The following is a 12514-nucleotide window of genomic DNA, read 5'->3' on the forward strand; positions in this document are numbered from 1 at the left end:
TATCTTCTGAAGAAATATTGCATGTGTTTATCCATGCTTTCCGCGGCCCAACAATAGGTGCATGAGAAGCAAGCTGTTCGTTCCGGCATCGCGGCCGGAGCTGTTCCCGAAGGCCCTGCGCAGCGCGGCCGACGGCGTGTCGTTCGACCTGGAGGATGCCGTGGCCGAGGCACGCAAGGACGAGGCGCGCGCCCTGCTAGGCGACTTCCTGCAGGCGCTGGCACCGGATGGCGGCGGCAAGACCCTGGTCGTGCGCGTCAATGCGATGGACACCCCGCATTTCGAGGTCGACATCGCCGCTTCGGTGCATCCCGGCGTGCACCTGATCAACCTCCCGAAACCGGCGAGCGCCGCCGCGGTGCAGCAGGCCGCCCAGGCCATCGCCGAGGCTGCCCGCAAACGCGGCATGGCGGACGCACCGGGCCTGCTGCTCAACATCGAGACACCCCGCGCCCTGCGCACTGCCGCGGAACTGGCCGGCGCACATCCGAGCGTGCGGGCGCTGCAATTGGGACTGGGCGATCTGTTCGAGCCCTTCGGCGTGGCCCGCCGCTGCCGTGAGGCGATCACCCAGGCGATGTTCGCCGTGCGCATGGCGGCGGCGGAAGCCGGCATCGATGCCTACGACGGTGCCTTCGCCGACATCCAGGACACCGCGGGCTTCCAGGCCGAGGCGGAACTCTCCCGGAGCCTGGGGTTCGCGGGCAAGACCTGCATCCATCCCAGCCAGGTCGCCATGGCGAATGCGGTGTACGTGCCCTCGGCCGCCGAGCTGGACGCTGCCCGGCAGGTGCTGGAGGCCGCGCAATCCGCCGATGCCAGGGGTGTCGGCGCCTACGTGGTGAACGGGAAGATGGTGGACAAGCCCTTCGTGCTGCGGGCGCAGCGCACGGTGGAAGCCGCACGCGCCGCAGGGCTCTGCTGACCTGCCGCGCCAGGCCGGGCCGGACGGCGGCCTGCAGGCCATCGATACGACATAACGACACAGGAGACACACGACATGGCCCCGACGAATTCCCGCCGCGGCGCGCTGCGGCGCACCTGCACGATGGTGGCAGCCGCTGCACTGGCTGCCACCGCCCTGCCCACATGGGCGCAAGGAAGCTACCCCAGCCGCCCCATCACCATGGTCGTGCCCTACCCGCCCGGCGGCTCCAACGACCTGTTCGCCCGGCAGGTGGCCAAGGAGATGGGCGATCTGCTGCGGCAGCCGGTGATCGTGGACAACCGGGCCGGGGCCAGCGGCACCACGGGCACCGCTTTCGTGGCCAAGGCGGCTCCCGACGGCTACACACTGGTGGCGGTGTCGTCGAGCCTCACCACCAACGCCGCGATGCAGGCCAGCCTGCCGTTCGATCCCGCCAGGGACCTGCAGCCGGTGGCGATGCTGGCCAAGGGGCCGCTGGTGGTGGCCGTGAACAACCAGTTCCCTGCCAGCAACCCCGCCGAACTGCTGAAGACCATCGCGGCGCACCCGGGCAAGTTCAACTACGCGACCTCGGGCACGGGTAGCGTGAACCATTTTGCGGCCGAACTGATGCGCTCGATGGTGCCCGGGATGGACATCGTGCACGTGCCTTACAAGGGCCAGGGGCCCGCCGTGACGGACGTGATCGGCAACCAGGCGCAGATGCTGGTCTCCAGCGGTCCGTCGATCCTGCCGATGGTGCGCAGCGGCAAGCTCAAGGCCGTGGGCATCACCAGCCTGGCGCCCAGCCCGATCGCGCCGGAACTGGTGCCGATGTCCACCGCGATCCCCGGCTACCAGTTCGAGTTGTGGTGGGGCCTGCTGGCGCCGGCCGGCGTGCCGCCTGCCACCGTGGCGCTGCTGAACCAGGCCGTGAACCAGGTGCTGGCCAAGCCCGGCATCCAGGCCCAGTTCCTGCGCGAGGGCGCCATCGCCACCCCGCTGTCCCCGCAGCAGTTCGGGGCAGTGATCCGGGAGGACCTTGCGCGCTGGAAGCAATTGGCCAAGGCCCGCAACATCGTGGCCGACTGACCGGCTGAACCAGGAGGATGGATTCCATGAGTTTCGTTCCAGGCGGCCGCCAGGGCCCCCCGGGCCCGCTGAGCGGCGTGCGCGTGCTCGACCTGAGCGCCTATATCGCTGGTCCCTACGGCTGCTCGCTGCTGGCGGACCAGGGCGCGGAGGTCGTCAAGATCGAGCCGCCGGACGGCGACAACCTGCGCAAATACCCTTCGACGCTGGAGGCGGAGAGCCGGGCCTTCCTGGGCGTGAACCGCAGCAAGTGGGGCATGGTGCTGGACCTGAAGCAGGAGGCCGACCACGCCGTATTCTTGCGCATGGCCCGCGAGGCCGACGTGCTGGTGCACAACTTCCGCCCGGGCGTGCCCGAGCGCCTGGGCATCGGGTTCGAGCGGCTGGCGCAGCTCAATCCGCGGCTGGTGTATTGCAGCGTGACCGGCTATGGCAGCCGCGGGCCGCTCAAGGCCAAGGCGGGCTACGACCAGGTGCTGCAGACCATGACGGGCATGTGCGCCATGCAGGGCAAGGCCGGCGGGCCGCCGGAGATCCTCTATGGATCGGTCGTGGACTACTACGCGTCGGCGCTGGTGGCCGGCGGCGTGGCCTCGGCGCTGTACGAGCGCGAGCGCAGCGGCATTGGCCAGCACGTGGGCGTGTCGCTGTTGCGGGCCGCGCTCACCATGCAGTCGGCGCGGCTGGTGTGGGCGGATGGCGAACCGCGCGAGGTGGGGCGGGACATGCGCTCGGGCGGCATCACCGGCCTGCACCCGACGAAGGAAGGCTACCTTTACCTCTCGGCCAATACGCAGCATTTCTGGGCGGCGCTGTGCCGCAAGACGGGCCTGGATGCCCTGGCGGCCGATGCGCGCTATGACACGGTGCGCAAGCGCGCGCAGCACAGGGACGAACTGGTGCCCCTGCTGCGCCAGGCCCTGGCGCGGCGCAGCGCCCTCGAATGGGAAGAGCTGTTCGGCGAGGAAGTACCGTGCGCGGCCGCCCGGGCGGTGGAGGACATGTTCGCGCATCCGCAGGTGGAGGCCGAAGGCATGATCACCCGCTTCGACCATCCGGTGCTGGGAAGCTACCGGGGATTCGCCGGCGCGGTGGAGTTCGGCCGCACGGCCGGCCCGCAGGCCTTCGCCGCGCCGACGCTCGGCCAGCACACCGATGCGATCCGCCAGGGGCTGCGCCCTGGCAAGGCCCCATGAACGGTGGAACGGCGCTGCCCGGTCTGCCGGAGGTGCCGGAACTGCCGGCCGGGGCCTGCGATGCCCACCTGCACGTGTTCGACGGGCGCTTCCCCGTGGCGGCACCCCATGCGATGCAGGCCGCGGCCACCGCCGCGGACTACCTGCGCCTGCGCACGCGCCTGGGGTTGAGCCGCGCGGTGGTGGTGCAGCCGCGGGCGCACGGCGTGGACAACCAGGCCACCCTGGACGCGATCCGCGTGCTCGGCCCGGACAGGACCCGGGGCGTGGCCGTCGTACGGCCGGAGATCACCGACGGGCAACTGCAGGCACTGCATGCCGGCGGCATCCGCGGGCTGCGCTTTTCCCTGCATTCCGACCGCGATGCCGCGGTGGGGCTGGACATGCTGCGCCCGCTGGCGGCGCGCATCCATGCCCTGGGCTGGCACCTGCAGTTGCACTGGCGCGCCGACCAGATCGTGGCGCAGCGCGGCCTCCTGTGCGGCCTGCCCTGCCCGCTGGTGTTCGACCACATGGCGCGCGCGGGCGGACCGGGCGACGAGGCGCAGGCAGCGTTTTCCCTGGTGCGGGACCTGGTGCAGGCCGGGCGGGCCTGGGTCAAGCTGTCGGGCCCGTACCTCAACAGCGCGCAAGGCCTGGAATCGGGCTATGCGGATTGCGAGGCGCTGGTGCAGGCATGGGTGCGCGAGGCGCCCGAACGATTGGTCTGGGGCAGCGACTGGCCCCATGTCACCGAAGGCGAGCGGCGCCCCGGTCCGGAACTGCTGTTGCGGTTGCTGGCATGCTGGCTGCCCGATCCTGCCATGCGCCGGCAGGTGCTGGTCGCCAATGCCTGCGCGCTGTACGGATTCGGCGACTGAGATTTTTTTTCCATCAGGAAAGGACCGAGGAGATGAAGAAGATGAAGAAAGCAATCTGGCTGGCGGCCGCTGTCGCCGCCCTGGCCCATGGCGCAGTGCGGGCCGCGCCCTATCCGGAACAGCCCATCACGCTGGTGGTGCCGTTTTCCGCGGGCGGGGGCGCCGACAATGCCGCGCGCATCCTGGCCAAGGGCCTGGGCGAGGTGTCGGGGCAGAGCGTGATCGTGGACAACAAGCCCGGCGCCAGCGGCTCCATCGGCGGCGCGGCCGTGGCGCGGGCCCGGCCCGACGGCTATACGGTGCTGTTCGATGCGTCGTCGTTCGCGATCAACCCGGCGCTGCGCAAGCTGCCGTTCGATCCCGCCAAGGACCTGGTGGCGGTGTCGCAGATCATCAGCGTGCCCAACATCCTCGTGGTGGCGCCCTCCTCGCCCTACAACACGCTGCCGGACTTCCTGGCCGCGGCACGCGCGAAGCCCGGCAAGCTCACCTACGCTTCCTACGGACCGGGCAGCCTCGCGCAGATGGCCGTGGAACTGCTGCGGATCGACGCGAAGTTCGAAGCCGTGCACGTACCCTACAAGGGCGGCGCGCCGGCCATCATGGACGTGATGGGAGGGCAGGTCGATGTGTACTTCGCAAACGCGGCATCCAGCCTCAGCTACGTGAAAAGCGGCAAGCTCAAGGCCCTGGCCGTCTCCTCGGCCACCCGCATGAAGGAACTGCCCTCGGTGCCCACCGTGCAGGAGGCGGGCATCAAGGGCTACCAGGTGATGGAGTGGAACGGCCTGTTCGTGCCCGCGGGCACGCCGCCGGCGGTGATCGCGCGCCTGCAGGAGCTGTCGCAGAAGGCCCTGGCACTGCCGGACGTGCGCAGCAGCCTGGACGCGCTGGGACTGACGCCGGTGGGCAGTTCCTCCGCGGAATTCCAGAACTTCGTGAATGCGGAGCGCAAGCGCTGGGACACGGTGGTGAAGACGAACGGCATCACGGCGAACTGAGGTTTGCCGGGGGGCGGCCCGGATGCATGCGGCCCGGCGAGGATATGCTGTGCCGGATCTCCTTCTTCCGGAGTCCTGGATGCCCTCTTCCGCCCCCCTGCCGCCGCTCGGACGGCGCACCTGGCTGCTGCTCGCGGCCTCTGCCCTGGCCACCGCCTGCACCACGTCCCCGGATCGTTTCCAGGGGACGTTCCTGCAGCCCTGGAAAAGCTACGAATCCCTGTCGCCCGAGGAATGGCGCCGCCGCCTGCGGGCCACCCGGGCCCTGGGCTGCGACGAAATCGTGCTGCAGTGGAGCGCCACGGAAGGCGGCGCGCACCCCTGGGCGCTGCCGGAGGCGCTCATCGCGATGCTGTTCGACGAGGCCGGGCGCGAGGGCATGGGCATCCGCGTGGGCGTGCCCTACGACGAGCGGTGGTGGACCGTGCTCGCGTCACGCGATCCTGGCGCGCTGCCGGCCTTCCTCGCGGCCACGCAGGCGCGCTGCCTGCAGTACCTGGCGGCAGCGCCCTGGCCCCGCCAGCAGGGTTTCCGTGGCTGGTACCTGCCCTATGAGCTGGACCAGTACAACTGGGCCACCGCCGAACGCCGGGCGCTGCTCGTGCCCTGGCTGCAGGCCATCGCCGCGGGGGCTGGCAGCCACGCGCCGCTGGCGGTGTCCACGTTCTTCAGCAAGCTGCAGACGCCGGGCACCCTGACCGCGCTGTGGACGGACATCCTCGAAAAGGTGGCGCTGCGGCCCATGCTGCAGGACGGGGTCGGCGTGGCCGGCATGGGCAACTATGCGGGGCTCGAACCGCTGCGCGCACTGCTGCGCCAGCGCGGCGTGCCCTTCGACCTGATCATCGAGCTGTTCGAGCAGCTGCCCCCCGAGCCGGGCACGGGCGATGCCTTCCGCGCGCGCGCTGCCACGGCCGCGCGGGTGCGGGCGCAGATGGACGTCGCGCGGACGTATGGCGCGGAGCGGGTCATCGCCTTCGCGATCGATCCCTGGATGCTCGGGGACACCCCGGAAGCCCGCCAGCTGTGGCAGGAATGGCAACAGGGCCGTTGAGCTGACGCAAACAAGGGGGCCGTCGGCCATCAGGCTATTGTCTTATCAATAAAAACTATCGAAAATCGATAGAACGCAGAAATTGATAAACAATGGGCCTCGCAGACACCCCCGCCAATGCCGCGCCCGGCGCGCCGGACAGCCATTCGCCTTGCGCCATCGCGGCCCGCCATGCGGATGCCGTGGACCGGGAGGGGCGCCTGCCCACCGAGGCACTGGACAGCCTGCGCGCCCGGGAGTGGCTGGGCCTGCTGGTGCCGCGCCGGTATGGCGGCCCGGAATGGTCCCTGCGCGCGGTGGCGAACCTCTGCCGCGAACTGTCGGAGTCGTGTGCGTCCACCGGCCTGATCTTCGCGATGCACCATTCGCAGGCGGCCGTGGCGGTGCGGCAAGCGGGCGAAAGCGCCTGGCACCAGGAACTGCTGCAGCGCATGGCACGGGAGCAATACGTGGTCGCGTCCGCCACCACCGAGGGCGCGACGGGAGGCTCGATCCGCACCAGCGCCTGTTTCCTGGACCGCCGTGGCGACGCCCTGCACCTGGACAAGCAGGGCTCGGTCATTTCCTACGCCCGTGCCGCCGACGTGATCCTGGTGTCCGCGCGGCGCGAGGAAGACGCCGCTCCTTCCGACCAGCAGCTGGTCGCGGTCATGCGCGGGCAGTTCCGGCTCACGCCCCAGGGGCGCTGGAATCCGATGGGCATGCGCGGCGCCTGCACCGACCGGTTCGATCTCCATGCGGAATGCGGCGTGGAGCAGGTCTTCGACGGGCCTTTCGCCAAGGCGATGTCGGAGGCGATGCTCCCGACATCGCACATCCTGCTGGGCGCCGTCTGGCTGGGCATCGCGGTGTCCGCACTGTCGCGCGCCCGGGCCTTCCTGCGCATGCGCAACCGCAGCGGCCAGCCGCCCAACCCCGTCGCCAACCTGCGGCTGGCCGAGGGCGAGAGCCTCGTCCAGCAGTTCCGCGCCCTGCTGGCCACCAATGTCGCGCTGTACGAGGATGCGGCAACCCAGGCCACGGCACACGAACGGCTGGTGAGCTACAACGCGTTGAAGGTGGGCGCGTCCGAACTGGTCGTGCGCATCACCGACATCGCGCTGCGCATCTGCGGCATCCAGGGGTACATGGACGATGCCGGCGAGTTCTATCTCAGCCGGCACATCCGCGACGCCCATTCCGCGATGGTGATGGTCAACGACGACCGCATTCTCGGCAACATCGCCCCCGTCGCGCTGGGCGTGCCGCTCGGGCGCGACATCTGAGCCCGCCGCCTTTACTCCTCCCTGCTCCGTCCACCGATACCGCCCTTTTCCACCATGACCCACTCCGAAATCGAAGCCCAACTGGCCGACATGATCCAGGCAGCCGTGCTCAAGAAAGTCGCTCCCGATACGCTGCTGCTGGAGTCCGGCCTGCTCGACTCGGTCGCTGCCGTCGATCTCATGCTGGCCATCGAGGGGCGCTTCGGCTGCACGGTGCCGATCACCGAGGTGGAGGAGCACCTGCGCTCACTGCGCACGCTGTCCAACTACGTCGCGGCCCACTGCTGAACGCAGCCGCCGGCCGCCATGCATTTCGATTTCGACGCCGGGGAATTCCGGGACTCTTCCGTGCGGCCCGACGCGCTGGCCGTGATCGCCCACGACCGCAGCCTGAGCTGGCGGGCGCTGCAGGCCGAAGCCACGGCCTGGTGCCAGGAAGCCCGGGCCCTGGGCCTGAGGGCCGGTGCGCCCATCGTCATCCGCGGCCACAAGGAGGCCGCGTTCATGGTGGCCCTGGCCGGCGCGCTGATGCTGAAGGCCCCGTTCGTGCCGGTCGATGCCGTCTATCCGGCCGAGCGGCTGCACAGCATCATCGCCACGCTCGACGCCCACCTCATGTTCGACGCCGCCGCTGGCCGCTTCGAGGTGCTGCGCCCCGGCCCCGCCCCTGAACTGGCGGAGAAGGATCTGGGCTACATCATGTTCACCTCGGGCACGACCGGGCAGCCCAAGGGCGTGCAGATCGGGCGCGAGGGAGTGCAGGGACTGATCGACTGGATGCGGCTGGATTTCGATCTCGGCCCGGCGCCGGTCTTCCTCAACCACACGGTGTTCAGCTTCGACGTGTCGCTCTACGACGTGTTCGGCACGCTGGCGCTGGGGGGCAGCATCCTGATGCTGGACCGGGGGCGCGCGGCCTCGTCGCAGGAGGTCTCGGCGCTCATCGCGCGCCACCGGGCGACGACCTGGGTCTCCACGCCATCGTTCGCGCAGCAGCAGCTGATCAATCCCGCGTTCTCCCAGGCCGCCCTGCCCTCGCTGCGCACCTTCCTCTTCTGCGGGGAACCGCTGCCGGTGCCGCTGGCGCGCCAGTTGCGCAAGCGCTTTCCCGGCGTGCCGATCCTCAACACCTACGGCCCGACCGAGGCCACCGTGGCCACCACGCTGCTGCGCGTGGACGATGCGCTGCTGGCCACCGATGCGGTGATGCCGATCGGGCATGCCAAGCGCGATTCGCGTGTGTACAGCGATGGCGGCGAGCTCTGCATCGTGGGCCCGCACGTGATGCGGGGCTACATCAACCGGCCGGACCTCAATGCCACGCGCATGTTCATGCGCGATGGCCAGCGTGGCTTCCGCACCGGAGACCTGGGCACGGAGGCGGACGGCGGCATGCTGTTCTGTCAGGGCCGCATCGACGACCAGATCAAGCTCAACGGATACCGGCTGGAGTTGCTGGAGGTGGATGCAGCGCTCGCCACGCTGCCGGGCGCGCGCGCCGGGGCCGCCGTGGCCCTGCGCCGGCCGAACGGCACGGTGGCGCGCCTGGTCGCCTTCGTGGAAACGGGCGACGGCGCGCCCGGCCTGCCGGCGGAACTGGAAGGCTGGAAGGAGCTGCTGGCCGTGCGGCTGCCGCACTACATGCTGCCCACCGAACTGCTGCCCTGCGCGCGCCTGCCGGTGTCGGTCAACTACAAGATCGATCGCGCGAAGCTGGCGGAGATGTACCAGGCGCTCAACGCCTGACGCTGTCTGTGCGGCTGGGCTGCATGGCGAGCACGGGCCGGGCCGCCGGCCCGGTCAGGAAGAGGCTGAGGTGGTCGCCGGCCTGCAGCGGCGGCAGCGCCCGGGCGGCCGTGGCCGCCGCGTCGCCGCAGCGGGCCGACAGCTGGGCCTGCACCGGGTTCACCTGCCGCGCAGCCGAGGTGTTCGGGGCCACGTCGCGGAAGACCGGCGTGCCCGCGGGCGACAGCACCAGTTGCGCCGTGCCGCAGCCTTGCGCGAGGTTGTAGAAGCGCAGTTCCGCCTTCAGGGCATCCTGCGTGTCGGTCGTGTCATCGATGGGAGCGAGGGCGTATTTGTCGCCCTCGCGGCGCAGCACGAGCGTGGTGAAGCTGCCGGGCCGCACCTCCAGGCTGGCCGCGGGCCGCCCGTCCACCACCACCGCGAATGCCTTGCCACCTCCCACGATGGCGTAGCTGGTGGCGGGTGTCTCTCCACCGATGCGCTGGGCCTCTCCCTCGGCCACGCGCACCAGCAGCGTGCCGGGCAAGGGATTGGCCACCCGCACGAAGGCAGCGCCGGCCGGCGGGCGGGCGGCATAGAGCTGCGACAGCACGCCTTCCTGGGCGCCTGCCCCCGCCGCGGCGAGGCCGAGGGACAAGGCGGTGGCCAGTCGGCGAAGCAAGAAAGGAGAAGCAGGCATGTGCGGGTCCGTGGGTCAGAACTGGAAGTAGAGGAAGCGCGTTTCCCGGTGCAGGTTGGCCAGGCACAGGAACAGCAGGGCCAGGGTGGCGGCGAGCCATGCGGCATTCGGCCGCCAGCGCATCCACGCCGGCCAGGCCTCCTGCGGGCGCGCGAGCGCGGGCGAGAAGTGCCCGAGGATCTGGTGCGAATTCGGGGCCAGCCACACGATCGCCAGCAGCAGCACCAGGTACACGGCCTGCAGGTGCCGGCCGGCGAGCACCCGCCACGGCAGTTCACCGGTCCATGCCAGCCCCAGGACACTGCCCAGCGGCTCCACGCCCCGCACGCCGGCCATGCCGCGCAGCAGGTCCAGCGCATCCTGCACATGGGCGGCGCGGAAGAACGCATGCGCCACCATCACGGTCACTAAGGTCAGCAGCACGCAGAAGGCGCGCCACAGCCAGCGGCTCCATGCCCTGGAGGGCGCGATGCGCCCGCCCACCACGATGCGCCAGGCGTGGTTCACGCACAGGTAGCTACCATGCAGCAGGCCGTAGATGAAGAACTGCAGGCCCGCACCGTGCCAGATGCCGGCCAGGCCCATGGTGTAGAGCGTGGGCACGGCGATCATCATGGCGAAGCCGCCCGGCGTGCGGCTGCCCGCGGAGCCCACGGCCAGGCCCCGCCGGTTGCGCCACCGCGACAGCTGCATGGCCATGGGATAGTACAGGTAGGCGGTGAGATAGCGCGTGAGCGTCATGTGCCAGCGCGACCAGTATTCGATGATGCAGGGGGCCTTGAACGGCGAATTGAAGTTCAGCGGAAAGCGGATGCCGAACATCTTCGCCAGGCCCAGGGCCATGTCCGAATAGCCCGAGAAGTCGAAGTACAGCTGCATGGCATATGCCAGGCTGGTACCCCACGCCCCCCAGAACCCCAGCTGCGCGGGCGCGGCAAACCCCGCATCGGCATAGGGCGCGATGGTGTCGGCCAGCAGCACCTTCTTGGCCAGGCCGATCACGAACAGCGTGCCGCCGATCGACAGGTTCTCCGCCCGGAAGCGGTAGTTCTGCGCATCGGCGAACTGCGGCATCATTTCCTTGTGGTGCAGCACCGGCCCCGCGATCAGGTGCGGGAAGAAGGTGACGAACAGCGTGTGGTTGAGCAGGCTGGGCGACTTGACCATGCCCGCCTTGCAATCCAGCAGGTAGCCGATCTGGGTGAACGTGAAGAAGGAAATCCCGAGCGGCAGCAGGATGTCCTCCACCGGGCCCTGCCCCACGCCCCACTCCCGCAGCAGGCCGAGCAGCGCGGCGAAGTACTTGTAGTGGAACAGCAGCGCCAGGTTGCAGGCGATGCCGAAGGCCACCGTCCACCACTGCATGCGGGGCCGGTGTGCGCTGCGCACGATGAGCAGGCTCACCAGGTAGTTGAAGGCGATGGAGGCCGCCAGCAGCACCACGAAGCGCGGGTTCCACCAGCCGTAGAACACGAACGACACCACGCAGAGCCACAGGGCCGCCCACCGCAGGCGGACGGCGCCCAGCGCGTAATAGCCCGCCAGCGCCACGGGCAGGAAGAGGAAGAGGAACAGGTAGGAGTTGAACAGCATGGCGGCTCGGTCAGGGCAGCGCCGCCAGCGCGCGACGCTCCTCGGCGCTCAGTGGCAGCGAGAGCGAGAGCTCGGAGAACTGCCAGACCACCAGCCGGACGCTGGCGGGCCAGCGCTCCTGCCGGGCCAGCGCCGAGAGCATCGCGCCCGCGAAATAGCCGCCGTCCTGGCTCTGGTTCCACACCTCCCGCCCCAGCCGGCGGCCCAGGCGTTCCGCGAAGTCGCTGCGCAGGCCGTTGGAGTCGCCCAGCAGCAGCACCTCGGCCTGCGGGCCTTCGTCCAGCAAGCCGCCCGCGTGCACGGGCCGCACGTGCTCGGGAACGACACGCTCCACAGGCGGGCGCCAGCCGTCCGGCGCATGCTCCAGGCCGGCCAGCACGATGAGGTCGCCCATGCGCGGCTCCGGCGCCGTGCCCCGCTGCGCCTCGAACACCTGGCCGCCCGGCCCTCCCAGGAGCGGCAGCGCCACCTCGGCCGCGCGGGCCGCCGCGGCTTCCGCGCCCGGGGGCGCCATGTGCACATCGGTGCGGTAGAAGGCCTGGGGCAGGCTGGACAGCGCCGGGCGCAGGTCTGCGTAGGGAACGCCGCCGGCGGCCAGCGCCTGCTGCCAGGCGTCCAGCCGGGCCTGCAGGGGCCGGGACACCTCCAGGCCGCACAGGTGCGCGGATTCGATGCGCGACTTGTCGGGCACGACAGCGACCACGGTGCGGATGCCTGCCTGGCCGAGCCGCCCCGTCCAGTGGCGCATGAGCTTCAGGCGCTGCGAGAAGGCATCGCCCTGGCCGGGCTGCGGCTGCAGGCCGTCGCGGTAGAACAGCCAGCCCGGGCAGCCTTCCCGCACCTGCGGCCCCAGGTCGCCCAGGAGCCGGTAGCGCAGTGCCGCGCTCCACAGGTCGATGCGGCCCTGCCCCGGCAGCGTGCCCAGCGCCCGGTTGAGCTGGTTGCCGGCCCGGCCGTCCACCCAGTGGTCCGGCTGCCATTCGGAAGGATCGATCTGCATCCGGGCCAGGCGCGCCGCGCTCCAGGCGCAGCCCGCGGCCAGCACCAGGGCCACCGCGATGGCGAACCACCGGTGGCCGGCCCAGCGGTCGCCGCCCGGCGGCGTCTTGGGTCCATCCATG

The 12514-nt window shown here is 70.3% G+C and carries 12 protein-coding genes; 9 read left to right on the top strand and 3 right to left on the bottom strand.

Annotated elements, in window-relative coordinates:
* Positions 1-61 precede the first annotated feature (61 nt).
* From ACAV_RS12375 to ACAV_RS12415, 9 genes are all read left to right on the top strand, one after another.
* Positions 62-925 (top strand): HpcH/HpaI aldolase/citrate lyase family protein, encoded by an 864-nt coding sequence (locus ACAV_RS12375; protein ID WP_013594915.1) that lies wholly within the window; start codon positions 62-64, stop codon positions 923-925.
* A gap of 123 nt (positions 926-1048) precedes the next feature.
* Positions 1049-1999, top strand: a complete 951-nt coding sequence (locus tag ACAV_RS12380) for a tripartite tricarboxylate transporter substrate binding protein (RefSeq protein WP_085944776.1) — start codon at positions 1049-1051, stop codon at positions 1997-1999.
* Positions 2000-2025: 26 nt separating this feature from the next.
* Positions 2026-3195 carry a CoA transferase gene (locus tag ACAV_RS12385; RefSeq protein ID WP_013594917.1) on the top strand — a complete coding sequence of 390 codons (1170 nt, stop codon included), beginning with the start codon at positions 2026-2028 and terminating at the stop codon, positions 3193-3195.
* On the top strand, positions 3192-4055 hold the full coding sequence (locus ACAV_RS12390) for an amidohydrolase family protein (protein ID WP_013594918.1): 864 nt from the start codon (positions 3192-3194) through the stop codon (positions 4053-4055). Before ACAV_RS12385 ends, ACAV_RS12390 begins: the two co-directional genes overlap by 4 nt.
* 41 nt (positions 4056-4096) lie before the next feature.
* Positions 4097-5056, top strand: coding sequence for a tripartite tricarboxylate transporter substrate binding protein (locus tag ACAV_RS12395; RefSeq protein ID WP_013594919.1), 960 nt, complete (start codon positions 4097-4099; stop codon positions 5054-5056).
* 79 nt (positions 5057-5135) lie between these two features.
* A complete protein-coding gene (locus ACAV_RS12400; protein WP_013594920.1) occupies positions 5136-6110 on the top strand; it encodes a DUF4434 domain-containing protein in 975 nt (324 codons plus the stop codon).
* Positions 6111-6202: 92 nt separating this feature from the next.
* On the top strand, positions 6203-7375 hold the full coding sequence (locus ACAV_RS12405) for an acyl-CoA dehydrogenase family protein (protein ID WP_013594921.1): 1173 nt from the start codon (positions 6203-6205) through the stop codon (positions 7373-7375).
* A 54-nt stretch (positions 7376-7429) separates the two neighbouring features.
* Positions 7430-7663 carry an acyl carrier protein gene (locus ACAV_RS12410; protein ID WP_013594922.1) on the top strand — a complete coding sequence of 78 codons (234 nt, stop codon included), beginning with the start codon at positions 7430-7432 and terminating at the stop codon, positions 7661-7663.
* 18 nt (positions 7664-7681) lie between these two features.
* Positions 7682-9121: an AMP-binding protein gene (locus ACAV_RS12415; RefSeq protein WP_013594923.1), complete on the top strand. Its 1440-nt coding sequence runs from the start codon at positions 7682-7684 to the stop codon at positions 9119-9121.
* Here ACAV_RS12415 and ACAV_RS12420 read toward each other — a convergent pair.
* The 3 genes from ACAV_RS12420 to ACAV_RS12430 are packed head-to-tail and all read right to left on the bottom strand — an operon-like array spanning position 9111 to position 12513.
* Positions 9111-9800, bottom strand: coding sequence for an alginate O-acetyltransferase AlgF (locus ACAV_RS12420; RefSeq protein ID WP_013594924.1), 690 nt, complete (start codon positions 9798-9800; stop codon positions 9111-9113). The two genes, ACAV_RS12415 and ACAV_RS12420, sit on opposite strands and share 11 nt — an antisense overlap.
* 15 nt (positions 9801-9815) lie before the next feature.
* On the bottom strand, positions 9816-11393 hold the full coding sequence (locus tag ACAV_RS12425) for an MBOAT family O-acyltransferase (protein ID WP_013594925.1): 1578 nt from the start codon (positions 11391-11393) through the stop codon (positions 9816-9818).
* A gap of 10 nt (positions 11394-11403) precedes the next feature.
* A complete protein-coding gene (locus ACAV_RS12430) occupies positions 11404-12513 on the bottom strand; it encodes an alginate O-acetyltransferase AlgX-related protein (protein WP_013594926.1) in 1110 nt (369 codons plus the stop codon).
* Position 12514: the final 1 nt, after the last annotated feature.

This window comes from Paracidovorax avenae ATCC 19860 (genome assembly GCF_000176855.2).
Taxonomy (GTDB): domain Bacteria; phylum Pseudomonadota; class Gammaproteobacteria; order Burkholderiales; family Burkholderiaceae_C; genus Paracidovorax; species Paracidovorax avenae.